At 38.1% G+C, this 26,619-nt stretch carries 24 protein-coding genes; 12 read left to right on the plus strand and 12 right to left on the minus strand.

Going from position 1 to position 26,619, the window contains the following annotated elements; translation table 11 throughout:
* Positions 1-7: 7 nt before the first annotated feature.
* The 4 genes from H0W62_03850 to H0W62_03865 all read left to right on the plus strand — a co-directional run bounded on the left by H0W62_03850 (position 8) and on the right by H0W62_03865 (position 4,012).
* Positions 8-1,237 carry a PQQ-dependent sugar dehydrogenase gene (locus H0W62_03850; GenBank protein MBA3647675.1) on the plus strand — a complete coding sequence of 410 codons (1,230 nt, stop codon included), beginning with the start codon at positions 8-10 and terminating at the stop codon, positions 1,235-1,237.
* A gap of 585 nt (positions 1,238-1,822) precedes the next feature.
* Complete coding sequence (locus H0W62_03855; protein MBA3647676.1) at positions 1,823-2,275, plus strand: GNAT family N-acetyltransferase; 453 nt, start codon at positions 1,823-1,825, stop codon at positions 2,273-2,275.
* Positions 2,276-2,281: 6 nt separating this feature from the next.
* The gene (locus H0W62_03860; protein ID MBA3647677.1) at positions 2,282-2,674 is read left to right on the plus strand and encodes a ribonuclease E inhibitor RraB; all 393 of its coding nucleotides are present in this window, start codon (positions 2,282-2,284) and stop codon (positions 2,672-2,674) included.
* Positions 2,675-2,755: 81 nt separating this feature from the next.
* The gene (locus tag H0W62_03865; GenBank protein MBA3647678.1) at positions 2,756-4,012 is read left to right on the plus strand and encodes an MFS transporter; all 1,257 of its coding nucleotides are present in this window, start codon (positions 2,756-2,758) and stop codon (positions 4,010-4,012) included.
* 3 nt (positions 4,013-4,015) lie between these two features.
* On the opposite strand, the gene H0W62_03870 is transcribed toward H0W62_03865, so the two are convergent.
* The 7 genes from H0W62_03870 to H0W62_03900 form a co-directional block, all read right to left on the minus strand.
* The gene (locus H0W62_03870) at positions 4,016-5,320 is read right to left on the minus strand and encodes a peptidoglycan DD-metalloendopeptidase family protein (GenBank protein ID MBA3647679.1); all 1,305 of its coding nucleotides are present in this window, start codon (positions 5,318-5,320) and stop codon (positions 4,016-4,018) included.
* A gap of 41 nt (positions 5,321-5,361) precedes the next feature.
* The gene (locus tag H0W62_03875; protein MBA3647680.1) at positions 5,362-6,114 is read right to left on the minus strand and encodes a DUF4292 domain-containing protein; all 753 of its coding nucleotides are present in this window, start codon (positions 6,112-6,114) and stop codon (positions 5,362-5,364) included.
* A gap of 49 nt (positions 6,115-6,163) precedes the next feature.
* Positions 6,164-7,957, minus strand: coding sequence for a tetratricopeptide repeat protein (locus H0W62_03880; GenBank protein ID MBA3647681.1), 1,794 nt, complete (start codon positions 7,955-7,957; stop codon positions 6,164-6,166).
* 37 nt (positions 7,958-7,994) lie between these two features.
* Entirely contained in the window at positions 7,995-8,996 is a 1,002-nt protein-coding gene (locus H0W62_03885; GenBank protein MBA3647682.1) for an NTP transferase domain-containing protein, read from the minus strand.
* Between the two features lie 102 nt (positions 8,997-9,098).
* Positions 9,099-9,533 carry a dUTP diphosphatase gene (gene dut, locus H0W62_03890; protein ID MBA3647683.1) on the minus strand — a complete coding sequence of 145 codons (435 nt, stop codon included), beginning with the start codon at positions 9,531-9,533 and terminating at the stop codon, positions 9,099-9,101.
* 129 nt (positions 9,534-9,662) lie between these two features.
* On the minus strand, positions 9,663-11,171 hold the full coding sequence (locus tag H0W62_03895) for a polysaccharide biosynthesis protein (protein MBA3647684.1): 1,509 nt from the start codon (positions 11,169-11,171) through the stop codon (positions 9,663-9,665).
* Between the two features lie 93 nt (positions 11,172-11,264).
* On the minus strand, positions 11,265-11,699 hold the full coding sequence (locus H0W62_03900) for a DUF4293 domain-containing protein (GenBank protein MBA3647685.1): 435 nt from the start codon (positions 11,697-11,699) through the stop codon (positions 11,265-11,267).
* 94 nt (positions 11,700-11,793) lie between these two features.
* On the opposite strand from H0W62_03900, the gene H0W62_03905 reads away from it, so the two are divergent.
* From H0W62_03905 to H0W62_03915, 3 genes are all read left to right on the plus strand, one after another.
* A complete protein-coding gene (locus H0W62_03905) occupies positions 11,794-12,996 on the plus strand; it encodes an acetyl-CoA C-acyltransferase (GenBank protein ID MBA3647686.1) in 1,203 nt (400 codons plus the stop codon).
* Between the two features lie 103 nt (positions 12,997-13,099).
* Positions 13,100-13,870: a tRNA pseudouridine(38-40) synthase TruA gene (gene truA / locus H0W62_03910; GenBank protein MBA3647687.1), complete on the plus strand. Its 771-nt coding sequence runs from the start codon at positions 13,100-13,102 to the stop codon at positions 13,868-13,870.
* 51 nt (positions 13,871-13,921) lie between these two features.
* Positions 13,922-15,688, plus strand: a complete 1,767-nt coding sequence (locus tag H0W62_03915) for an ABC transporter ATP-binding protein (protein ID MBA3647688.1) — start codon at positions 13,922-13,924, stop codon at positions 15,686-15,688.
* 122 nt (positions 15,689-15,810) lie between these two features.
* Here H0W62_03915 and rsgA read toward each other — a convergent pair whose 3' ends face one another.
* From rsgA to uvrA, 3 genes are all read right to left on the minus strand, one after another.
* Positions 15,811-16,737: a ribosome small subunit-dependent GTPase A gene (gene rsgA / locus H0W62_03920; protein ID MBA3647689.1), complete on the minus strand. Its 927-nt coding sequence runs from the start codon at positions 16,735-16,737 to the stop codon at positions 15,811-15,813.
* 47 nt (positions 16,738-16,784) lie between these two features.
* Complete coding sequence (locus H0W62_03925; GenBank protein MBA3647690.1) at positions 16,785-17,537, minus strand: geranylgeranylglyceryl/heptaprenylglyceryl phosphate synthase; 753 nt, start codon at positions 17,535-17,537, stop codon at positions 16,785-16,787.
* A gap of 128 nt (positions 17,538-17,665) precedes the next feature.
* Positions 17,666-20,515: an excinuclease ABC subunit UvrA gene (uvrA, locus tag H0W62_03930; GenBank protein ID MBA3647691.1), complete on the minus strand. Its 2,850-nt coding sequence runs from the start codon at positions 20,513-20,515 to the stop codon at positions 17,666-17,668.
* Between the two features lie 288 nt (positions 20,516-20,803).
* Here uvrA and H0W62_03935 point away from each other — a divergent pair, with 288 nt between their 5' ends.
* The 4 genes from H0W62_03935 to H0W62_03950 all read left to right on the plus strand — a co-directional run bounded on the left by H0W62_03935 (position 20,804) and on the right by H0W62_03950 (position 22,950).
* Positions 20,804-21,382, plus strand: coding sequence for a sigma-70 family RNA polymerase sigma factor (locus tag H0W62_03935; protein MBA3647692.1), 579 nt, complete (start codon positions 20,804-20,806; stop codon positions 21,380-21,382).
* A gap of 81 nt (positions 21,383-21,463) precedes the next feature.
* Complete coding sequence (locus H0W62_03940) at positions 21,464-21,703, plus strand: hypothetical protein (protein ID MBA3647693.1); 240 nt, start codon at positions 21,464-21,466, stop codon at positions 21,701-21,703.
* A 79-nt stretch (positions 21,704-21,782) separates the two neighbouring features.
* Positions 21,783-22,442, plus strand: coding sequence for an endonuclease III (nth, locus tag H0W62_03945; GenBank protein ID MBA3647694.1), 660 nt, complete (start codon positions 21,783-21,785; stop codon positions 22,440-22,442).
* Positions 22,443-22,764: 322 nt separating this feature from the next.
* Complete coding sequence (locus tag H0W62_03950) at positions 22,765-22,950, plus strand: helix-turn-helix transcriptional regulator (protein MBA3647695.1); 186 nt, start codon at positions 22,765-22,767, stop codon at positions 22,948-22,950.
* 174 nt (positions 22,951-23,124) lie between these two features.
* On the opposite strand, the gene H0W62_03955 is transcribed toward H0W62_03950, so the two are convergent.
* Both H0W62_03955 and H0W62_03960 read right to left on the minus strand, forming a co-directional pair.
* Positions 23,125-24,453 carry a T9SS type A sorting domain-containing protein gene (locus H0W62_03955; protein ID MBA3647696.1) on the minus strand — a complete coding sequence of 443 codons (1,329 nt, stop codon included), beginning with the start codon at positions 24,451-24,453 and terminating at the stop codon, positions 23,125-23,127.
* 1 nt (position 24,454) lies between these two features.
* Complete coding sequence (locus H0W62_03960; protein ID MBA3647697.1) at positions 24,455-26,194, minus strand: T9SS type A sorting domain-containing protein; 1,740 nt, start codon at positions 26,192-26,194, stop codon at positions 24,455-24,457.
* A gap of 277 nt (positions 26,195-26,471) precedes the next feature.
* On the opposite strand from H0W62_03960, the gene H0W62_03965 reads away from it, so the two are divergent.
* On the plus strand, positions 26,472-26,619 hold a 148-nt coding region (locus H0W62_03965; GenBank protein ID MBA3647698.1), incomplete at its 3' end, for a transposase.

Here is a 26,619-nt window from a genome sequence, read left to right on the forward strand (position 1 = left end):
CCAGTTCATGAAAAAAGTAAATATTAACGCAATCGGAATTCTATTTTTAATTTTTATATCCTGTTCATTCAGGAACGAAAAAAAAGGTGTTAGCAATGCTGCTGATTCTTCCATCAGCTACGGAGTTACTTTAAAACTCATTGCTTCCGGGCTGGAAGGTCCAATTGGTATGGCTGTTCCGGCAGATAAAAGCGGAAGGTTATTTGTAGTGGAACAAGCAGGAACGGTTCGCATTATTAAAAATGGTCAATTACTTACCACTCCTTTTATTAACATTTCATCAAAGCTGGATAAACTAAGCGGCTCTTATTCTGAGAAAGGATTGCTTGGCATGGCATGTCATCCGGATTTTAAAACAAACGGAAAATTTTATCTCTACTATTCAGCACCGCCTTTTCAAAAAAATATGGACAATACAAGCATAATTGCTGAATATACTGGTTCACCTAATGCAGATCTTGCTACCAACAGTGAGCGGATATTGTTCAAAATTGATGAGCCAGAGTCCAACCACAATGGAGGTCAGCTAGTTTTTGGGCCGGATGGTTATTTATATGCAGGCGTAGGTGATGGAGGAGGTGCAGGTGATCATCATGGATCTACCGGAAACGGACAGAATATTAATACACTGCTCGGAAAAATTTTAAGAATTGATATAAATGCTGCCACAGGACCTGTAGCTCCGGGTGATAATCCTTTTGTAAATAAATCCGGTCAGGATGAAATTTTTGCTTATGGATTAAGGAACCCGTGGCGTTTCTCTTTCGATCGAACAACCGGAAGGCTGTTTTGCGCAGATGTAGGCCAAAATGATTATGAAGAGGTGGACATTATTGAGAGGGGAAAAAATTACGGATGGCGCATTATGGAAGGAAGCCATTGTTATAATCCTTCCCATAACTGCAATACGCAGGGACTAATTTTTCCCATTCATGAATATGATCATACAGTTGGAAAAAGTATAATTGGTGGTTTTGTTTATCGTGGAACAAAATACCCTGAGATGGAAGGAAAATATATTTTCGGAGATTGGACAGGAAAAATTTTTGTGTTAGTGCAGCAGCCAGCAACCGGATCATGGGAGCGCAGGGATTTAGCTATTGCAAGTGCTGATTTAAAAAATAATTTTTACATAAACAGCTTTGGAGAAGATGAAAATGGTGAGCTCTATGTATTGGGTCAAAATGGTATTGGTCCTAAAAAATCCGGAGTTGTATATCGCCTGGAATTTAACTAAGCGGGTGAATATATGCTTATAGACTGAAATTATATCTGACCGTTATCTAGTTTTTTCATTTCTCCAGTAATCATTGCCGAATTAATATCATTTAGCTTCTCTAGCTCACTGATAATGTTCTTATAGTTTTTATCATCCCGGTTTTGCGATATCTTCCACGCTCCCTCAATGGCAGTAATATCCTCATTTCGATATATTTTCAGAGCATGCAAGATTAGGTTTGTTAAACAGTTGTCAAAGAAATATTTCAATAAATTTCTTTTGAAGTTGCTTTATTAAAGCAAGTATTAAATTCTTAAAAATTTTTATTGTGGGAAAACTCCCCCTGGACTTACAGAAAACCTGAAAATATTTTAATGTTAAAAAATGAGAGAATATGCAAGAATAAAGTAACAAAGGTGCCCGTATCAGATTTTCAACTATTGGAAAATATAAATATTAATTTTATTTTGAGCTGAATATACTTATGAAAGGAGTTCAGGCTATCACTTATTCCTTGAATTTCATCAATATGAATTCACAAACTACACGGCTTTATTTCCGGATTAAAATGGCAGTATTATTTTAATATAAAAGGAACGTGCCATGAAAATTGTTGAAGCCGAACTTAATAGGTTGGATGAATTGTCCGTCATGTTTGATGCCTATCGGATTTTTTACCATCGATCATCAGACATAGAAGGTGTCCGAAATTTTTTACATGACCGGATTATTAACAGACAATCTGTAATTTTTCTCGCAATAGAAGAACATCAAAGTGCCGTTGCATTTGCCCAACTTTATCCGTTGTTCTCCTCTATCAATATGAAACCGGTCTGGTTGTTAAACGATCTTTTCGTCAGGCCGCAGTTTCGGAACAAGGGTATTTCAAAACTGCTGTTGGAAAAATGTAAAATATTGGCTGCAGAATCTATGGCACATGGAGTGCTTCTTGAAACGGAAAAAACAAATATGGTTGGAAACCATTTGTATCCGTCTGCTGGATTTAAGTTATATGACCAAACTAATTTCTACTTCTATGAAAATCCAAACTATTAATACCATATGGCACATTACAACATTTTTCGTTCCGGTAAGTATCGCTTTATTTCTGAAGATGAATACCGTGAAAAGCGAGTACTGCAGCGCTTTTTTAATTCAAAAGTGTTAAACCAGTTCCGGGAGCAGGGCGGGGGCAGAGGGAAAGTGTTGCCGGTTGAATTTTTCTTCTATACGGATGATGAGGATAAAGCTATAAATCTGGCGATAGAAATTTCAAAATTACATTATGAAATCTCGGGTATTGATCGGGATCGGAGTGATAATAAATGGCAGGTAAAAGGGCGTGCTCCGATTATGAAGATGGAAAACAAGACACTTACAAAATGGTCTAAGCAAATGGTAGATCTGGGATATGAAAATGATTGTGATTTTGATGGCTGGAATATCCTTCTTTAGAGCAAGATTTACCATAAAATATTCTCTGCACAGGAATAGCTCTTCCGGCTTTTATTACTTTTAGCACGATCAATATTTTTTATGTCCGGAACAAAAGTGTTGTCAACCAACATTCTTAACCTTGCAGTAATCATTGCTGCACTCGGTTATTTTGTTGATATATATGATCTTCTATTGTTTGGAATAGTGCGGGTGCCAAGCTTACAATCATTAGGTTATAGTGGAGATGAGTTACTAAATAAAGGCGCATACTTACTCAACTGGCAAATGAGCGGAATGCTGATTGGAGGTATTATTTGGGGAATTATAGGAGATAAACGCGGAAGATTGTCAGTATTATTTGGCTCTATATTTTTATATTCTTTAGCAAATATTCTGAATGGTACTGTGCAATCGCTTGAAATGTATGCGGTCTATCGTTTTATTGCAGGTGTTGGCCTGGCCGGAGAATTAGGTGCCGGAATTACACTGGTCTCTGAGGTAATGACCAAAGAACGTCGTGGTTATGGTACTACTTTAGTTGCAGCTTTTGGAATTTTTGGCGCTGTTGCCGGAGGCATCGTAGCAAAGGAATTTGACTGGAGAACAGCTTATTATGTCGGTGGTGCCTTGGGTATCGGATTGCTGATCCTCCGTGTAGGAGCTTATGAATCCGGAATGTTTCACCAGGTAAAAAAAGAGGCAGTACCGCGTGGAAATTTTTTGAGCTTATTTAGTAACCGGAAACGCTTTGCTAAATATGGTAAAGGCATTTTAATCGGTATTCCCATATGGTATGTAATTGGTATTTTAATCACTTTCGGACCCGAATATGCACAAAAGCTTAACATCGGAGTCAATTCTTCTACCGGGAAAACCATCATTACGGGAGGAAATACAATAATGTACCATTATGCTGGAGCTTCTATCGGAGCATTGTTTTGCGGATTGCTGAGCCAGTATTTGAAAAGAAGAAGATCTGCATTGTTTTATTTCCTTTTGGCTGATGCAATATGTGTTTTTATCTATGTCTCATTGAAAGGCTCTTCAGTACCATTTTTTTATTTCTTTGTTTTTTTATTTGGCATTGCAAATGGGTATTGGTCAGTATTTATGACGGTTGCCTCTGAACAATTTGGAACCAACATCAGGGCCACAGTTACTACAACTACCCCTAATTTCGTGAGAGGCTGTGTAGTACCAATGACTTCACTTTTTTTATTTCTGAAAACACAATCCGGCAATATAATAACCGCATCGCTTTCGGTGGGTATCATTGTTTTAGTAGTATCCTTTTGGGCTTTATGGAGAACAGATGAAACTTTTGGTAAGGATCTTGACTACCTTGAAACTATGTAGAATTTATTTGCGAAGAAGCCAGTTCTCAGGATCGAGTAGTGTAGTACCCTTCCAGATTTCAAGATGTACCGTTGTAATTCCATTTTCATTATTATAAACCGTTCCTATGGATTGTTTGGTTGAAATTTCTTCTCCGGTTTTTACATTCACAGATGCTAAATTGCTGTAGACTGTAAAATATTCCCCATGCTTTATCAATATTGCTTTATGATATCCTGGGTTTGACAATATGCTTACCACTTTGCCTTTGAATAAAGCACGTACTGAAGCGCCAGTACCTGTTTTAATATCTACACCATTATTTTTCATTTTTACATTTTCAAGTAAAGGATGCGGATGCTCTCCAAATGATTCAATAATCTCCCCTTTTTCCACAGGCCAGGGCAGCTTGCCCTGATTGTTTTCAAAGCTTGCAGAAAGCGCAGCAGCTTCAGGAGTTAAGGCAAGAGAGGATGAAGAGCTATTGGTTTTACCTGCTGACGCAGCAATTTTTTTTTGTTCTTCAATCTCTTTACGGATAAGGTCAGCGATCTGTTTTTTTAATTGCGACTGCTCCTGCTTTTTTTTACTAAGATCAGCCTTAATTTTTTTTTCCTGCCCGGAAAGGGTTTTAACCATCTTATCTTTTTCCGATTTTTCTGCTGCTAATTGATCTTTCTGCTGTGTTTGCTGCATTACCATTTGCAACTTATCTTTTTTTGCAGTTTTTAAAACTCCCATCTGTTTTTTTAAGCTTTCTTCAGTTGCTAGTATAAGATCTGCCTGCATATGCCGGTACGCAGTATAACGCTTGAGATATTTAAGGCGAATAAAAGCTTCATTAAAATTATCAGCAGAAAAAAGAAAAATCAATTTGTCGTATGAGCTCCGGTGTTTGTAAGCATAGTAAATCATGTTTGCATAATTTTTCTTCAGGGTATCTAAATTCCGGTCAAGCATGCGAATCGTTCTCGACTTCTCATTAATCTGTTTATCAAATTGATTAATCTGAACCGTATACTCATGGATCAACTTCTGGCGTACCTCAATTTTTTTTTGAAGAAGTGTAAGCTGTGTCAGGTTTACTGATTTTGATTTTTTAGTCTGGTTTAACTGTTTCTGCAAATCATTAATCTGGTTTACAATCTGATCACGCTTTTTTTCAAGGTCTTCTTTATTCTGACCGTTTTGGGCATACGAGGAAGGAGCGAGCAGTATTAAAAAAAATGAAAAACTCAGTATGATTTTTAAATAGAAACAGAAAGATTTTACAGGCACTAAAGGCCGGGATGCAGGTTCTTTAACATTCAGCACAAAAAGAAAACACATATCTATTTTAGAAAATTGTTGAAGTCTCTTTAATCTTTAACTCAATTAAAGGGCATGTTTTGAGGATCATTGATCTTTACTTTGCTAAAAGTAAGAATGATTACTGCCGGGTGTGGTTTAAGTAATTCAATTTTTCTCCACATGGCTATGGAGGGAGAATAACTTGTATCGAACTGACCATTTGTTAAAACCACTAAACCGGATGATGGTTCCAGTATCGTTTGCGTAAGGTATTGAAACTGACGATTGAGCAATATTAAATTTTGTAAAGAATCCTGTGTCCATTCGAGCTGTAGTGTAGAATCTCCTAATTCAGGAATGAATTGTTTATCCGTTAGAAAAAGCGGGTTTCCTTCAATTAAGTCCTGCAATGTTTTTAAATCAATATGCTGCGAAGTATATTTTTTAAAAAAGTCAAACCCTTCACTATAGTGTTTTTGATGTATTCGGTCTATTCCACGAATGGAGTCTGAAGTAATTAAAATGCGGGCTACTTCAATGCCTAATCCGGGAGATACAGAAATCCATATCGCACTGTCCTGTCGAATGCGAATGGTAGCTGTGAGCTCAGTTTGATCTCCGCTGTCTTTAATTAAGATTTTAACTCTTGCAGCATACCAATCAAAATGCTGCAGATGCAAGTTCATGCTATCCTGCAATGCATTTACTTTTTTTGATGCAGCCGGGGGAATACTGATTTTTGAAATTACAGATGGGGTTTTACAGGAAGCGCAAAGCAATAATAAAAGCGCTATGCCTGGGAAACTTATATGATACCGGCATTTTTTAAACATTCAAATACTTTCCTGAAATCCTTTTACACTCAGTCAGTTACATTTTTATTTATTCAAATAATTTTTGCTCGGCAATTTTTTTATCAATGGTATCACTATCCACATGTTTGTCTTTTGCTTTTAGCCAATATTGAACAGCTCCATTTGTTTCACCCAGCTTATACAATACATTTCCATAGTGTTCCAGAATGGTTCCATCCTGGTCACCACCATTTTTCAGTGCTTTATCAAGCCATGTTTTTGCTTCCTGAAAGTCACCGGTCTTATACAATACCCACCCATAAGTATCTTCATAAGCGGGACTGTCCGGAACAAGCATATTTGCTTTCTCTGCCATGCTTTTTGCAATGGTCAGCTTTTCATCCCTTACAGAAAGGAAATAACTATAATTATTAAGTACATAAGCATTTTCAGGATCAAATACTAAAGCTAAGTCATAACTGCTATCAGACGCCTGGTTATTTTTGAGATAATAATAGGCATCCCCTATAACTGAATAAAATCCTGCAATTTGCTTCTTATCATCAGAGCCTATCTGAATGGCTTTTCCTATTGCAGTTATGGTTTCATTATACTTCTTCAATTGCATATTGGCATATCCGTTAAAGTAAAATGCCAAAATCTGGTCAGGAAACAATTCTATTGCGCGGTTGCTGATTACCAGCAGTGAGTCATAGTTATTAATTCGGTCATTCAAATACATGATCTGTTGCCACACAGCAAATTTGCTGTTGTCAATTGCAACTGATTTTTTGTATTCAGTGATTGCATCCCCGAACTGATCCAGCTGGTTTAATATGTCACCATATATGGCATGAGCTTTAGCATCATTGAGATGAGCATTTACCAGTTCCTTGCCCAGCTCTAATGCCTCCTGCTTTTTCTTCCCGTCTTTTTGAAGATAAGGAATATAAGAAAGCAAGGCCGGGATTTTTACATCGATATCCAAATCCGGGCTTGCAAAGGCTTTTTTTAAGGATTCAAAAGATTTTTCATCTTCACCTTTTCTTGAATAATAAGTTGCCAGTACGAGGTTTGAACGGGGATCATCCGGGTCTATTTTTATCATTTCCTGAAGCACCTGGTAGGCTTTATCATCCATTTTATTCGCTAAATAAAAATCAACAAGACGCGAATAGTTTCTCAGGTCATCCGGATTGTTATTTATTAATTTCTGAAGTTCTGCAGCGGCCTTATCTGCCTTATTTAATTTGAGCCATAATTTTACTTTTTCATTTATAACATCTTCATTTACCCCAAATTTTTCTTCAATCTGATTGAAAATTTTTATCGATTCTTCCGTCTGGTTATTCTGGTCAAGGAAGAAAGCTTTATTATACCATGCCATGGAATTGTCGGGATCTAACTGCAACATTTGATCGTATATCCTGATCGCTTCTTTATAGTTGCCGGTTCCGCCAAGTAGTGTACTATAAAGGTCCAGGTACCATTCATTTTGCGGATTCAGCTTGCCGGCCTGAGCAGCAAACGCAAGCGCATCCCCATACTGCTTCTGATCATAAAAAATTTTTGCAGCATTATAAAATGCCGCTGCATTATTCGGATCAATTTTTATACATTCTTTAAAAAGATTTAATGCCTGTTGGTTTTCTCCCAGCATTTTCATTTTCATTGCCTCAATAAATTTCTCCTGAGATGCAAGTGTTGCCGGATCAATCTCTTTCGGAGTGCGTGAAGCAATACTTGGATTTATTTTATTCTGACTAAGCGAGCCATGCTGTGATGAATCAGCTGAAGCCGGCTTTAAGGCTGAACAGGACGAAAATGCGACCCACACTGAAACCAATAATCCATAATAAAAAAACAATTTCCTTTTCATCATAATTCTTTATACAAGATGTCAGCCTGTTTATTGAAACTTAAAAATTAGAAGAATAATCTCCAATGCTTAATTCATCCATATGTCCAGTCATGATAACGTGATTTCCTATCATAGAGTTTTGTATTAAACGATTTTTTATCCTGGAATGTGTCTGAACAATAGAATTTTTCAAAATGCAATTTTCAATAATAGATTTTTCACCTATAGAAACATGAGGGCCTACTATGGAATTTTTTATTGAGGCACCTAAACCTATAAAAGCAGGAGGGATAATTGTGGAATTCTCGATGATGGCACTTTGATCTATTAAATGATCATTTCGAAGATAATCCAGTACCTGGCGGTTAGTAGCAACTGTAGCATCCTTATTCCCACAATCGAGCCACTGCTTTACCTCGCCTGGGTAGAGCCGTAAACCTTTATTTTTCATGTGTTCCATCGCTGTTGTTAATTGAAATTCACCCTTTTCCCGAATATCATGATCAATTAAATACTGCAATTCGTGTTTCAGATTTGCCCCATCCTTGAAATAATAGATACCGATTATTGCGAGGTCTGAGATTATTTCGGGAGATTTTTCAATAAATTCTATAATATAGCCTTCCTGTCCAATTTTCACGACTCCAAACTGCTGAGGATTCTCAACTTTATGAACCCAAATTACACCATCTGCCTCCTTATTAATTTTAAAGTCGGTATAAAAAAGTGTATCAGCAAAGGCGATAATTACATGTTCTTTTAGATACTCTTCTGCGCAAAGAATTGCATGAGCGGTGCCGAGTGGGTCAGCTTGTAAGTGAATGGATCCCGTGGCGCCAAGATTTTGTGCAATTTTCAATAAATTTTTTTCTACCTCTTTTCCAAAATCACCAACAATAAAGGCAATATGGTCTATTTTATCTTCGCACATTTCTGCGATATATTCTACTAATCGCTGAACTATAGGTTTTCCCGCAATAGGTATTAACGGTTTTGGTGTTGTTAATGTATGAGGGCGCATACGCTTGCCCAGGCCCGCCATTGGAACAATAATTCTCATTCTTTTCGCTGCTTTGTTAATACTGCAATTATTTTTTATACATTAAAAGCTTTAAAATGGTGAGTGACGGAAATGCATCAATTATTCTGTAGGATTGCGCCGTCATTTTAACCCGGTATGTCCGAATCCACCTGCGCCGCGATCGGTAGTTTCCAGTTGCTCTACTAAATTCCATTCAATCCTTTCATATTTTGTAATGATCATTTGAGCTATCCGCTCTCCGTTTTCTATTACCTGCAATTCATTTGAAAGGTTGATCATGATAATCTTAATTTCTCCCCTGTAATCTGAATCTATTGTACCGGGTGTATTAAGCAACGATATCCCCTTTTTTAAGGCCAGCCCGCTGCGGGGTCGGATTTGTGCTTCGAACCCATCCGGTAATTCCACGGAAAATCCCGTTGGAATTAACTTTCTTTCCAATGGCTGTAAAACTACCTGCTCCTCAAGATGGGCTCTCAAATCCAATCCTGCCGATCCACTGGTTTCATATGCAGGCAATGGATTTTGGGAGCGGTTAATTACCTTTATTTTCATAGGTCGGGATAATCAGATTGATGATAAGAATAACAAGTTAAGTAATACCATATTCCTACTATATAACTATTAAATTAATCAGCAATCAAACTTTCACGTAATTAACAAAAGATAATAGTCAAAAAATCCTCATCCTATAGCTTTAAATATTTTGATCTGACCAGTTTCAAAAATATAAACAATAAATAAAAATGCAGCCAGAAATAAAGTTCCAACCAGGTAATTCAGATAATGGATAGATGCATTACTTAAGCTTATAATCTGGTTTCCGGATATAAAAAGAATTACCGAAATGATTAAATAAGTAAAAAATCTTTTCACATCGTACGGAACAGGGTAGTATCGTTGTCCAAGCAAAAATGATACTATCATCATGGATCCATAACAAATGAATGTTACCCACGAGGAGCCATAGTAGCCATATGTTGGTATCCAGAGCCAGTTAAGTAAAAATGTAATGATCACTCCACCAAAGGCAATCAGGGACCCTGCAAAGTTTTTATTAGTGAGCTTATACCAGATTGTAAGGTTATAATAGACACCAAGAAAAAAGTTGGCCATCAGTAAAACAGGTACTACACGAACGCCTTCATAATATTCCTTCCCCATAAAAATTTCCTTAAAAAAATCCATAAACAAGGTAACGAGTAAAAAGATAAAGCAGCAGAAAATCACAAAGAAATTCATGGTGCGGGCATAAGTGAGCTGTGGATTCTGTTTCTTTGATTCGCCAAAAAAGAAAGGCTCCGCTGCCATGCGATATGCCTGCACAAAAAGGGTCATTAGCAGGCTCATCTTATAACAGGCTCCGAATACACCCAGTGCATGAAGAGCTTCATCATATGTTCCATTCCACCTTCGTGTGAGAAGGATTCTGCTCAATAATTCATTTCCCATTCCTGCGAGTCCCACTATAATAAGGGGCCAGGCGTATCTAAGCATTTCCTTCCACAAGCCGATGCTGATTTTCCAATGTCTGATAAAAAAATATCGTGACATTGCTACTATGGTAGCAATGCTGGCTATAAGGCTTGAAATAAAAATATACTTTACCCCAAGCGCGGGATTGTAAATGACGTGGATAAAGCCACAAATTGAAGAAAAAGACGGATACTCTAATATGCACGGGCATACAATAAGAAATAAAATATTGAAAAAAACATTGAAGCTGATGTTAACCACCTTGAAGGTTGCAAAACGGATGGGCCGGTTTTCTTGCCTCAGATGCGCAAAAGGAATGGTGACAATTGCATCAAGACCGAGTATCAGGGCAAGTATGGTTACATATTCAGTATGACCATAAAACTGCATTGCGGAAGCAATTGGAACCCTGAAAACTATAAGTGTAGCAGAAAACAGCAGTGAGGTAAATAATATGGATGCTATGCCGGTATCGTACACCGGCTTTTTATCTTCCCGGAGTGTAGCATAGCGAAAAAACGCAGTTTCCATACCATAGGTAAAAAGGATATTTAGAAAACCTGCATAAGCATAAAACTGCGTTACTACTCCGAATGCTTCCGGATGGAAAACACGGGTTTGTATAGGTACTAAGGCATAATTAAGAAAGCGTGCAAGAATACTGCTGACACCGTAAATCGCCGTTTGTTGAGCAAGCTTCTTAACAAGAGAATTCAACAGTAGGTTTTTTCGGGCGCGAAGATAGGTGTATTGTTTTAAGAAGAACCATGGCAGACCCTGATGCCGGCGAAATAATAAAAACGATCAAGTTTAACGCAGCCTGTTCATAGATCTTATGAGGGCTTCGTCCTTCAAAATTCCTATTCGTGCAAGAATATTTAAAATCATTCCGATTAAAGGTAAATAAGCACCTGTTTTAAATTCAGCAATATTAAAATTTTGGAAAATATGACTTTCAGTTTGGATAATTATAAGTGCCCAAATGAGGTAAATAATAAAGAGGAGAATATTTCCTGTGCAGAATTGCAGTTGCCTTTTTCTGTTTTTGAAAAGAAAAATAGCAACCAGATGTGAAAAAACTAAGATCGCCGCCACTGGCATTAAAAATATATGGGTGCCTGCACCTACTGTATTAAGCCCTTCCGCGCTGTATCCTCGTGTAGTTTGCCAGACAGGGAAAAAAAGTAAGAGAACTATACAACCTAAGGAAAGCAGCAGGTACACAGTTTGAAGACGCTGTAGCATATTGGGGCGAATATTTTAACAATCCGGGCAGAGTTGGCAAATGTATCTGCCTTACTAATAGTAATTTTGCGGGCTGCAAGTTAAATAAGATTGAATGAATACCGTATATGTTATTGATGCTATTCGGACCCCTATAGGAAAATACGGAGGCGCTTTAAGTTCTGTTCGTCCTGACGATCTTGCTGCTACCGTTATTAAATCTATTATAGAACGGAATCCTAATATAGATACAGACCTTATCGAAGATGTAATATTGGGCGATGCCAACCAGGCTGGTGAAGACAACCGTAATGTAGCAAGGATGGCGCTTCTCCTGGCTGGATTACCTGTACATATTGCTGGTTCCACAGTAAACAGGTTGTGCGCTTCCGGACTTGATGCAATAATAAATGCAAGCCGGGCTATTCGCTGTGGTGATGGAGATGTGTATTTAGCAGGAGGTGTTGAAAGTATGAGCCGCGCTCCTTTTGTAATGGCGAAATCAGAAACTCCTTTTGATAGAAAGCCCGAGGTTTTTGACACCACCATTGGCTGGCGCTTTATAAATAAAAATCTGGCCGACAAATATTACCCTTTTTCCATGGGTCAAACAGCTGAAAATATTGCTAAGAAATGGAAAATTAAAAGGGAGGAACAGGATGAATTTGCTTTCCATTCATCATCAAAATATGAAAAGGCTTTTGAGAAGGAAAAATTTAAAGAAGAAATAGTTCCTGTTTATGTCAGAATAAATAAAGAGGAGGAAATTTTTGTTATAAAAGATGAGCAACCACGTCTTCCATCCCTGGAAAAGCTTGCAGCTTTAAAACCCGCCTTTATGGAAAATGGAACTGTTACGGCGGGTAATTCTTCCGGCATAAATGATGGAGCTGCCATGCTGCTGCTCGCTTCTGAAAATGCAGTAAAAAGATTTAATTTGATGCCTATGGCCCGAATAGTGGGCAGTGCAGTAGCCGGAGTGGAGCCCGAATTTATGGGCATTGGGCCTGTTCCTGCCACACAAAAAGCGTTGAAACGGGCGAATGTTGATTTGGAGGATATTGACCTTGTTGAGCTAAATGAAGCTTTTGCCTCTCAATCTATTGCATGCATCCGGGAGTTGGATTTAAATCCAAAGAAGGTTAACGTGAATGGAGGTGCCATAGCAATTGGCCATCCATTAGGCTGCAGCGGTGCAAGAATTTCCACCACTTTGCTTCATGAAATGAAGCGTAATAAAGCTAAATATGGATTGGCGACCATGTGTGTAGGTGTTGGGCAGGGTGCATCTGTTATTTATGAAGGCATTGATCTATAGTAAGATATATGATTGGTAAAAAAAATAAACTTCGGGGTCAGGGTGAGACAATTCTAACGGATCCCTTTAAGTTGTTACCTCGTAAAGAAAAAAATAGCTCCCGGTGATCCGCAGAGTTGTTATAGAACTCTGTTATAATGGTAGCAGGTACCAGGGCTGGCAAATTCAAAAGAATACAGATAATACCATACAGCGTGAGGTTAATGAAAAGCTTTCTATATTATTCAGGGAAAAGATAATGGTATTGGCATCCGGGCGCACTGATTCCGGAGTGCATGCCAGACAAAATTTTGTTCATTTTGATACAGACAAGGAAATTTTACCTGATTTTTTAAGAAGAATGAATTTTTTGTTGTCACGTGATATTTCGTTGAAAAATGTTTTTATTGCTAATGAAAATTTTAATGCCCGATTTGATGCCAAAGCCCGCAGCTACCAATATTTAATTTCTTATGAAAAAAACCCTTTCATTTCAGAATTCAGCTGCTATTATCCCTATCCGGAATTATCCGTGACCACGTTGAACGAGGCAGCAAAACTCTTTCAATCCCATACCGACTTTGCCGCTTTTAGTAAAAGAAGGACGCAAGTAAAAACCTCTCTGTGTAAAATCAGTTTTGCATGCTGGCATTTTGACGCAAAAGAAAATCTTTTGACATTCAACATTACGGCCAACCGGTTTCTGCGCGGTATGGTTCGTGGTATTGTTGCAACATCTATTCGTTATGCAAGGCAAAAAATAACACTGGAAGATTTGAATACTATCCTTAAAAGCGGACAGCCACACAAAACTGACTTTTCGGCTCCTGCACAGGGATTAACATTAATGAGCGTAGAATATAAAAAGGACCAATTGCAAAAATTAAAATTTTAGTCCGGAACTATGCCTTTTAGAAATTGATTTAATTTTAATTCCAAAATATAAATTCTGAAAAAGTTTATTAATAAGGTAATTGATATAACGCTGCTTCGCAGGATTCTGCGGCTTGCATCTCCTTATAAAAAACAGTTCTACGTGGCCGTTACTATTGCGGTACTTATGGCTTCCCTTTCTCCGTTAAACCCTTATCTGATCCAGATTACCATAGATAAATATATTATCAATGGTAATTGGAACAAGCTTCTGATGATGACAGGTATTTTATTTGGCATTCTTACTATACAGGCAATTCTTACCTATAATTTCACTTTTACTACCAATTGGTTGGGACAATCCATTGTTCGGGATCTCAGATCAAAAGTTTACGACCATTTACTACATCTGAACCTTGGTTTTTTTGACCGTACACCTTTAGGTACCGCTACCACTCGCACTATTAATGATGTAGAGGCAATCAACGACATATTTGCTGAAGGAGTAATAACCATTTTAAGTGATTTATTAACCATCGTCGCCGTGTTGGGAATGATGTTTTATTTATCATGGCAGCTCACCTTTGTTTGTCTTTCCGTATTGCCGATCCTTTTCGTGGCAGCATATATTTTCAAAGAAGGTATTCGAAAGTCTTTTACTGAAGTAAGGAATCAGGTGGCGCGGCTGAATGGGTTTTTACAGGAGCATATATCAGGAATGAGCGTGGTGCAAATATTTAATGCTGAAAGCCGCGAAATAAAAAAGTTTGAGCTTATCAATCGCGATCACCGCGATGCAAATATCCGGTCTATCTGGTATTATTCTATATTTTTTCCGGTAGTGGAAATAATCTCATCTATGGCCCTTGGCTTACTGGTTTGGTACGGTGCATACGAGGTGCTTAAAGATAAGACTACAGTAGGCGTAATGATTTCTTTTATCTTGTATATCAATTTACTTTTTCGCCCTATTCGAATGCTTGCAGATAAGTTCAATACGTTGCAAATGGGTATGGTTGCCAGTGAGCGGGTATTCAAGCTTCTTGATCACCGCGATAAAATGGTTAATACAGGTGCAAAAATAGCAGAGCACATTCACGGTGACCTTGAATTCGACAAAGTTTGGTTTGCTTATACCGAGGAAAATTTTGTTTTAAAAAATGTATCGTTTGATATGGAAGCGGGCCAGACACTTGCGATAGTGGGAGCAACCGGGGCAGGAAAAACTTCTATTATCAGCATATTAAACCGTCTTTATGAAATTCAGAAAGGAGCTATTTTTTTGGATGGAGTGAATCTGAAGGAATATGATTTGCTATCACTTCGCAGCAAAATAGCGGTAGTCCTGCAGGATGTATTTCTTTTCTCTGGTTCGGTAATGGATAATATTACTCTTAGAAATCCCGGCATTTCGGAAGAACAGGTGCGACATGCTGCAAGGCTCTGCGGCATAGATCAGTGGATAGAAAGGCTTCCTGATAAATATCATTTCAACGTGATGGAGCGCGGCGCAACGCTTTCCATTGGACAGAGACAATTAATTTCTTTTGTCCGTGCCCTGGTGTTTAATCCTAAGATTCTTATTCTGGATGAAGCCACTTCTTCCATAGATACGGAATCTGAACTGTTAATTCAAAATGCAATTGAGAAACTGATTGAAGGAAGAACGTCTATTATCATAGCTCATCGCCTCTCCACCATTCAGCATGCAGACAAGATACTGGTATTGGATAAAGGTGAAGTAAAAGAGATGGGAACCCATGAAGAACTGCTTGCCCGCGACGGACATTATAAAAATTTATATGAGCTCCAGTTTAAGAAAAAGGAAGTTACGGTGTAGCTGGCTCTCCCGTCTCATTCCAGATTTTTTGACCTGCAGCTTCATTTAAGGTAACCTATAGTGCAGAAAAGAAACTACGGATGAATCGACAGGTCCTATCAAAATTATCAACTGATACATTATTAATCATAGATCTTCTCATCCGTTTTTAATTCATGGATAATAGATAAATAATTGATGTATCGCGATTCAGCAATCTCACCCTGACTAACTGCGTCCTTTACCGCACAATCCGGCTCATCTATATGCAGGCAATTGTGAAACCGGCAACTATGAAGCTGCTTTTCCATCTCAGGAAAATAGTGTGAGACTTCTGCTTCTTCAATATCCAGAATTCCAAATTCTTTAATACCAGGAGTGTCTATAATGAATCCGCCGAATGGTAATTCCAGCATTTCCGCAAAGGTGGTAGTATGTTTGCCTTTATCATTATAGCGAGCCAGTCCGTCAATTTTTAAATTTAGCCGGGGATCAATTTTATTGATAAGTGTTGATTTGCCCACTCCGGAATGACCGGCGACCAAAGTGATTTTACTTTGTAAAATTTCTCTTACCGCACTGATGTTTTCCTCTTTTTCAGCGGAAACATGGATCACTTTATAGCCTGCAGATTCATATATTTTTTGCCATTCATGCAACACACTAAATTCTTCTTCACTATATAAATCTGTTTTATTGAAAACAATAACAGCAGGCACATGATATGCTGTGGCGGTAACTAAAAACCGGTCAATAAAACCTGTGGATGTCCTTGGAAGAATGATAGTAGCAATAAGCATTGCCTGATCAAGGTTTGCAGCCAGTATATGCTCTGCTGTTCTGTTGCGCGATGACTGACGGATAATATAATTTGTACGCGGCAGCACTTCGGTAATCTGTGAATCTTCCTCTCCCGATTCTATCATAACCAGGTCTCCGATATTAACCGGATTTGTAGTGCGCCTGTCTATCAGGCGTAATTTACCCTTCGTGCGTGCTGAAACTACCGTTCCGTCATCCAGCCGTACATGGTACCAGCTTCCCGTCGATTTAATAACGCGGCCCCGCATATTATGGTTTTGTCATTTGTATCATTTGGAGTACTGTCACTATAAGTTTAAACGGAAACTGCAGCGTGCACAGCATTTGAAAGCTTACCAATCAATGCAAAGTCTTTCTCGATTGCATTTCCCGCCACGATTATATCGGCTCCTGCCTGGCAAAGGTCGTAAGCTTTTTCAGCAGATCTGATTCCTCCTCCTGCAATCAGAGGTACGGATGTGGCTGTGCTTACTTTGCTCACCATAGACGTGCTAACAGAATTTAATGCGCCGCTTCCTGTATCAAGGTACAATATTTTCAATCCTAAATATTCACCTGCAAGTGCGGTGCATACTGCAATTTCATCCTTATCCCAGGGGATGGGTATGGTATTACTAATATATGAAACAGTGGTTGGTGCACCACCATCCACAAGCATATAACCTGTTGGAATAATTTCAAGCGAACTTGCTCTTAGAAGAGGTGCTGCAATAACATGCTGGCCTATCAGCAATTCCGGATTTCTCCCGGAAATAAGGGAAAGGAACAGTATGGCATCGGCATCTTCCTGGACCTGCATAGCATGGGCAGGAAAAATAATTATGGGAATTTCACAGCAACTTTTTAAAATGTATACGCATTCATTAAACGTATTATTAATCACCAGGCTTCCACCTAAAAATAAAAAATCGACAGCAGCCTTTTGTGCAGCATCTGCTATTCGCACTAAAGATTCAGCCGATACACGGTCAGGATCAATGAGCATTGCAAATTTCTTCTGCCTGTTATTTTTAGCTGAAAGAAAAGATTGGTATACCGGTTGTTTCATTTAACAATCAGGGTTAGAACCTACATTCAGTGAAGCCTACAAATATCTGTTCCGGATAATTGGTAGATCAATTTTAAAGAATAAAATTTAATTGTTCACAGTTAGCAGGATAAAGAATACAAAGCTGTCTAAACTTTTACTTCTGAATCCTGAGGTGCAAGTTTATTTTTTAAGAATTGGCCGGTAAATGATTCTGTTACCTTAGCCAATCCTTCGGGTGTGCCTTCATATAAAACATAACCTCCACCGTTACCACCCTCAGGACCAAGATCAATTACATGGTCGGCACATTTTATTACTTCCATGTTATGCTCAATAATTATGACTGTGTGATTATTTTTAATAAGCATTTCAAATGCCCCCAATAGTTTACCAATATCATGAAAATGCAAGCCTGTGGTAGGTTCATCAAAGATGAATAAAACCGGGTTATTGGAATTTCCCTTGCCAAGAAAGGAAGCGAGTTTCACGCGTTGCGCTTCACCACCACTCAGTGTACTTGACGACTGCCCAAGTTTAACGTAACCCAGGCCTACGTCCTGTAAAGGCTTAATGAGGTCGACAATTTTATTTTCATCCCAGAAAAATTCTATTGCTTCATCTACACTCAATTCCAGCACATCAGCAATATTTTTCTCTTTATAGGCGATATCCAAAACTTCCTGTTTAAAACGTTTACCGCCGCAATCTTCACACACAAGATGTACATCAGCAAGAAATTGCATTTCAACAATTATTTCTCCTTCCCCCTTGCATGTTTCGCACCTGCCCCCCTCTACATTAAATGAAAAATGCTTCGACTTAAATCCTTTCATTTTTGATGCATGCTGAGCGGCAAAAAAATCGCGGATAGCATCGTAAGCTTTTATATAGGTTACAGGATTTGATCGGGAAGATTTTCCCAAAGGGTTCTGATCTACCATTTCTATTTGCGAGATCATTTTATAATCACCCCGTATCTCCTTATGCAAGCCGGCTTTTTCTCCATAGCCATTCATTAATTTTTGAAGAGCGGGGTAAAGGATCTTACGAACAAGGGTTGTTTTTCCCGAACCGCTTACTCCGGTAACAACAGTTATGGCATTTAATGGAAAAGTAGCATTCACGTTTTTAAGGTTGTGCTCACTTGCCCCTATTATCTGCAGAAAAGACAGCCACTTGCTTCGTTGCCTGGGAACGGGTATGAAAAGGTCACCCGTCAGATATTTTGCTGTCAGGCTTTTTTCATCGGTTAAAATATCTCTGAAGCTACCATTAAAGGTGATTTCACCTCCGAAAAGACCAGCCAGTGGGCCCATATCAATAATATGGTCGCTATGACGCATAATTGCTTCTTCGTGCTCCACAACAATCACCGTATTACCAAGGTCACGGAGCTTGTGCAAAACTTTTACAAGCCGCTCCGTATCGCGAGGATGTAAACCTACGCTGGGTTCATCAAGCAAATAAAGGGATGAGGTAAGGTTACTTCCCAGCATTCTTGTAAGGTGTATACGCTGGGTTTCGCCCCCTGAAAGTGTAGATGACAAACGATTCAGAGTTAAATAACTAAGTCCCACATCCATCATAAGCTGCAGTCGGTTGCTAATTTCAATTAAAATGCGCCTGCTTATTTCTTGTTCTTTTGAGGAAAGCTTTAATGACTTAAAAAACTCATAGACTTCATTGATGGGCATTAAAACCAGATCAATAATGGATATACCATTCAGCTTTACATATAAAGAATCTTTTCGCAGCCGGGTGCCTTTGCAGTCAGGACAGGTGGTTTTTCCCCTGTATCTTGAGAGCATTACCCTGTATTGAATTTTATAAGATTGGGATTCTACCCATTTAAAAAATTCGCTGATTCCATGAATGGTTTCACTTCCCTGCCATAATAATTTTTTGTGCAGTTCAGATAAATCTTTATAAGGGCGATGAATGGGAAAATCATTTTTTCTCGAATAGCGGATAAGCTCCTCGTTCCATTCCTTCATCTTTTCTCCTTTCCAGCATGCGACGGCTCCTTCATATACAGAAAGGTTTTTATCGGGTATCACCAGATCTTCATCAATGCCGATAACCGCTCCGAACCCTTCACACATTTTACATGCACCGTATGGGTTATTGAAGTTAAAAAATTGAGGAGTAGGTTCTTCAAAGCACATCTCATCCATTTCAAAGCGGTTGGAAAAACTTTTTTCACCCGATTCTTTTGAATGAATGATGCAATCACCTTCACTTTCAAAAAATGCAATCTGAACAGAATCTGCCAGCCGGGTTTGAGTGTCGGAATCCGATTTATTCCAGGAGATACGATCAATCACCACTTTTATTTTCTTGTAGAAAGTCTCTGTACGATCGGAGTCGATTTCGGAAAGAAAATCTTCTACTTTTTTAATTTCGCCATCTATAAAAACCCGTGAAAATCCCTTCTGAAGAATAATATTTAGTTCCTCCTTAAAGCTGCGGTTATGTATTTTTTTTAGGGGAATTAATACTAAGAGTGTTATTTTGTCCTCTAATGTGTTAGCATAATTAACTACATCGCTAACATCATTTTTAATCACCACTTCTCCAGAAATAGGCGAGGTAGTTTTGCCAATTCTTGCAAACAAAATCCGGAGGTAATCATAGATTTCAGTCAAGGTTCCTACTGTAGAACGTGAAGTTCGGGTGCTGACTTTTTGCTCGATTGCTATAGCAGGGGAAATGCCTTTTATATAATCCACATCAGGCTTATTCATTCGCATTAAAAACTGGCGCGCATATGAAGATAAAGATTCAACATAACGTCTTTGACCTTCTGCATACAATGTATCAATGGTAAGAGATGATTTCCCGGATCCTGAAACTCCGGTTATCACTACTAATTTATTACGTGGAATCTCTACATCAATATTTTTTAGATTGTGGGTTCTTGCACCCTTGATAAAAATATTTCTGGAATTGTTAAGTTTTGTTTTTTCAGAATTTAATTTTGATATTTGATTTGTCATTTCAAGCAGGCAACCATTTATATCAGGAAATCATCTATTATTGCACTTAGTTTACACTTATAAAACATAATATAAAGCTATAAGTTGCAATTCTACTCCATTTAGTTAATTGTTGAAAATTTTTTCATCAGAATTCATTTTCTGCAGTTAGCATCATTCGTCATCAATACATTTACCTCACATAAATAGTTACTATAAGCCTCATATCTACACGCTTTAATAAATAAATCGCATGCTGGTAATAATAATGTACCGTGCATTTATCCATTCACCCAAAACGCAGTAGATATGCAAACCCAAATTCTTAATGATGAAGCCCTGGTGCTTCAATACATGAACGGTAATGAGCAGGCATTAGAGATATTAGTGCGGCGCCATAAGAGCAAAATTTTTACATCCATTTTTATGTTTGTGCGGGATCAATACCTCGCTGAAGATTTGTTCCAGGATACCTTTATTAAAGTGGTCAGGAAATTAAGAGCTTCTGAATACCAGGAAGAAGGTAAATTTCTTCCGTGGGTGATGCGTATCGCCCACAATCTATGTATCGACTATTACCGCAAGACTAAGAGAATGCCTCAGATCACAACGGCTGATGGCTTTGACATTTTTAACGTGCTCAAATTCTCTGACGGCAATCCTGAAAAATTGGTTATCAGGCAGCAAAGCCATAATAAGGTAAGGGAAATGATAGACCGTCTTCCCGGGGAACAAAAGGAAGTAGTGATATTAAGGCACTATTCTGATCTCAGCTTTAAAGAAATTGCAGATATCACCAATGTGAGCATTAACACTGCCCTGGGTCGCATGCGGTACGCTCTTATCAATTTGCGAAAAATGCAAAAAGAAAAGCAAATAGCACTATAGCCTTTTAAAAAAAACAAAGCGTCATACAATAAGAGGCAAATCGGACGTTACTGTATTGTCCGAACAATTAAACCCTTATTCATGACAAACACCTTTACATCTGATGATTTAATCCGTTTCATTTACCGTGAAACATCTCCTGAAGAGGACCATCTTATAAAACTCTGGATACAGGAAGATGCAGACGCAGCATTATCTTTTCAGCAGTTTGCTGAAGCTGCACAGCTTCTTGATGTGGATGATCTAAAGCCAAGTGAATCGTCCGTAAGCATCATTCTTAATTATAGTAAAACAACTGCCCGGCAAAGAACGCATGCATGATGATGCATCCTTGCTGTCTTACCATTAATGTCAATTCAATACCCCTTTATAAGGCAGGCGCTCGTGTATATTTGTGGGCATGACTTTAAAGGAGCGATACCATGGGGTACTTGAGTATTTCAGCAAGCATCAGCCCCTTGCTGAAACGGAACTGGAGTACCAATCACCGTATCAATTATTGGTGGCTGTAATCCTATCGGCTCAATGTACCGATAAGAGAGTTAACATTACCACACCTGCTTTTTTTTCAAGGTTTCCTGATGCGGCATCCCTTTCCAGAGCTCAGACAGAAGAAGTTTATCCTTTAATCAAGAGTATCAGCTATCCCAACAATAAAACAAAGCACCTTATAGCTATGGCTAAAATGCTGATGGATAATTTTAATGGAGAGATTCCATCAGACGTAGATGAGCTGCAGAAGCTTCCGGGTGTAGGAAGAAAAACGGCCAATGTAATTGCAAGCTGTATCTATAACCAGCCAAGAATGGCAGTAGATACACACGTCTTTCGGGTGTCAGCAAGATTGGGTTTAACGCGTAACGCCAGAAATCCTTTGCAGGCAGAAATGCAGTTGATCAGATATATTCCTGAAGACAAAATTTCATTGGCCCATCACTGGCTCATCCTGCATGGAAGATATATCTGCATAGCCAGAGTGCCTAAATGTGGCATATGCCCTATTAAGGATTGGTGCAGATATTATGAAAGAAATTTTAAAGCACCAGCGCTTGATAACTGATCTTACAAATTCCATCTTCGTTCGAACAATGCACAAATAACAAATTTCCGAAATAACCCTTCAAATAAAGGGAAATCGTATACTGTCCTTGATTCACCGCCAAAAGATTTTTGGCAGAAAGTAAGTGAAGATATGGTGAAGCTTTGGAAGATCATGAACAACATTGAACCGGAGAATAAAACGGAAGATTTTCTCACATCTGGCATATTATCCCTCCTCCGATAATTACTATACCAAGGTATGCTTCACCATAGTCAAGTTTTTATTCTTAAACGAAATAAATATGCCTAATAAACTACGTGAATATCGCAAACGCCAAGGATTGAGACAGCTTGATGTTGCTACAAAATTAGGGTTCTCGAGTACGGACAGAATCTCAAAGTGGGAGCGACGACTAACCTACCCACACTTATTGAACTTATTTAAGCTTTGTGAACTGTATAACGTATATCCCCATGAACTCTATGATGGATTACTATCCAACACTGCATCCCAGAAGAAAATTTAAATCATAAATAACTAGATCAACGATAGTAGATACCACGAATCTTATTCTGTTAATGATTTTTATAATTGCTTAAGCTTTGAGTATATGTATGACTTATCTGTTACTCTTTATCATCTAATTCTTGAAAAAACTATTCTATAATGTTTTGCCATTAGTCTATTTTCACATCTTATTTTATTTTGTTGTTATTACCAATTTTTGACTTGTTCTGGTGAGTGCAGTTTGCAGCGTTACCAAATATGTACCAATTGTAAGGTCTCTAACATCGACCTTTGTATTGTTTGAAGATGACGATAATATCATAGATTTTACTATTCTGCCGTATATATCGCTAATGAAAAGACGGGCTGCTTGTTGAATAGGATTATTCACGGAAAAATAATCATTAGTTAAATTTGGAAAAATTTTAAGTTTCTCTGTCATAATCGGTACTACAGTCGTAGCAATATCATTGACATATTTTACTATTCCGTGTGCGGTTGTATCATTTAAGAGATAGAAGCGCCCCGCCGCATATAGTTCATCATCAAAAAATGCCACGGAGTATACGTCTAAATCAATATCTAAATTCAGATTATACCAATTAGCTCCATCCCATTTCCCCACTCTTAAAATCTTACAATATTGATCTACACCAAATAAACCTCCGCCGACATACAAAAAGCTGTCATTGGCAACCATAGTATACGTATTTCCGCAAATGGTCTTAGGACCTACACTATCCCATTTAGAGCCATTCCACCGAGCTATATCATAACAATGGACATCACCCGCCGTATCAAAACTCCCGGCAGCGTATAGCTCACCTTTGTATGAAGCCAATGAATAAACCGTTCCTTCAAGGGAACTAACCGACCATCTGGTACCGCCCCCCAAAGGATGCCAAGCTTTACCATCCCATGAAGCGATGTTGTTACAGGAAACTTTATCTATGGTTCGGAATAACCCTCCTACAATCAGCTGATCGTTATACACAGCCATTGAATGTATTTCAGGGGAAACACTGTTTGCTTCAAATTTTCCGATAAGCTTCCACGTTTCTCCTGTGTACTGATAAACAGCTGAATTTTTTCCAGCAAATAAAGTATCGTGAAAAATTGCAAGACTTGTAACTCCAGTTAATTGAGGTGTTACAGGCGCACCATAAGTAGTGTCAATCCAACGGCCTACTCCATAAGGCCCTGCAAAAATTAGTGTATCATGGAATAATATCATGGCTGTTATAATATTTATGTAAGCCCCATATCCAAATTGTGCCTCTGATGAAATCCATCGGGTACCATTCCAAAAAGCAAGATTTCGTGATTGTACATCGCCAGCACTATCAAATATCCCCCCTACATAAAGAAGGTGGTGAATAGAATCAGAAACTATAGATGAAACTTCGGGCGGTTCACCTTCATAACGTCCATGAACGCCACCTACCACATCTTCCCAATGTTGAGCAAAAGCATTTAGACTAAAAAAAAATAGGGCAGAAGAAAATAATAATAAAATCCTCATATCAGTGAATTTTAAAAATTGGCTTAACAATAATTTGATTGTTGATTTTTACTACGGCGTAGTAGATACCATCCGGCAATAAAGAGCTTAAATTGATTTCAGCCTTCAACTCATTATTGAGGGTAGCTACAATATCTGAAAACACTCTATTGAAGTTATCTATAACCTTAATCTCAATATCTTTCGGTGATCCCGAATTCATCAGATCGTAAATCTCAAGCTTAAATAACTCTGAAGAAGGGTTTGGAGAGATTGTTACTTCATATTGATTTTTATCTAAATTCTCACTAGCATTTAACTCAGTTAATTGCTTATTTTCTTCGCAAGTGATGTCTAATTTGGTGAAGTAAAACGGATCGGTAAAGAACGAGCAATTCAAATCTGAATTATAGATCTTGCAGTAAAAAGTATCATTGGTTGATGGATGTTCGCCAGTTGGATATTGGATGGTATAGCTGGGATTTGTTTCACCGAGCATAGGTGTTCCGCTTTTTATCCACTGGAACTCATATCCTCTGCTTTGAAGCTCAGTATACGCAGAATTCAGGCTCAAGGGTTGTGAGAATCCATTAAATGTTGAATAGGGTTTGCACATTTTAAACTCTTTACAATCGGCACACCACTTCGTGGAACTTACAGTATACGTTTTTGTCTGTTGCCCGCAACAGCCGTAATCGTTTGGCTTGGTATCAATGCCATTTACAGTGAAAGGATGCATGCCGGCAGATAATGAAATTGTATTTACAGAATTTCCGGTAATTGACTGCAGTTCCTGTTCAGGTTCCCAGGTATAATAGTTTTGTGATTGTGGGTCATCTATGGATAATTCAAGACATTCTCCCGCGTATATAGTGCCTGTAGGAGAACGATCAACAGTATAAGAAGGATCATTTCCATCAGTTGTAATTTGAATGCTGGCTAAATTTGCTAAATTAGGAAACGGTGCATCAGATGCAGTTACTCCTTGTACAATATAAATTGTCGAAGAATTGTTTGGTGGCGTTACTGTAATTTTATTGTTAGTAGCAAAAGAATTTCCATTAAATTGGTTTGTGTACCATGTATAAATACCATGAGCAGTCACGTCACCGTTTTTTTCATCTGCTCCTGTTGCTGAAAGTTGCAATTCGATTTCATCATTACAGATAATTGTTCTTGCAGGTTGAGAGATTTGAATCCCTGGAGTCACATTTACTGTAATCGAAGATTGACTAGTAACAGAGCCGTTTGAGAATTGCACCATAAAAATTGAAGTATCGGATGGATACTCTGATGTCCCGTCATAACCGGAGCCTGGTGGCTCAATAATCAGTTCCTGACTGGTGCTGGTTAGTGCAGGCTTATCCGGTAAAGAAACGTTATACCATGTATATGATACAGTTCCAGACATATTTGGTTTTGTTGCTTTCAAGTCAACATTATCTTGATCAAATATTGATGTTGTTACATCATCACCAAAAAAAGTTGCATCATCAGTAGGGTATTTAACTTTTATACTACTATTTGTAAGTTCTTCACTGGAGTTAACGCTAAAATCAGAGCGTTTCACGGTTGCAGACTGATTTGTAAAACAACCATTATTATTAATCACAGTAGAGGTGTATTGTACTCCATCATTATACCGGATAATAGATTTGTTAGGAGGTTCGATAAAATCGTCGTAATGATTCGGCCGGGCATAAACTGTTGCATTCCCATTAACAACACTTGAGCCTGCTTTCTTGGTGCTGTATAGACCCAATGCCGGTGACCACCAAATATTATTTGTTGTACCCGTAATATCTAATTCAACGCCATTTTTTGGCCGTTGTTGGTCTTCGCAAAGGTATAGTAAAGGCTGACCAACAACTATGTGGATGGCTTCTATAAAACATTTATCTTAACAATATAATGCAAGGTGGTAAGCTTTATTTCTTTACTGCAACAAATCTGGAGTGGAAGATGGTACTCAGGGATGATCATTACAAAATGATTATCGTAAATTAAATAGCTTAAACCATCTAGTCTTAAATAAGCAGATGACTATATATGCATTTGTAATAATGCCAAATCACATGCATATCATATGGAGTTTTCCTGAGTTTTCAGATCCTTCCAAAATTAAACAGCGATTTATGAAATTTACAGCACAGATAATTATTGAAGACTTAAAAAGAAATAGGAACT

This window comes from Chitinophagales bacterium (genome assembly GCA_013816805.1).
GTDB lineage: Bacteria > Bacteroidota > Bacteroidia > Chitinophagales > UBA10324 > MGR-bin340.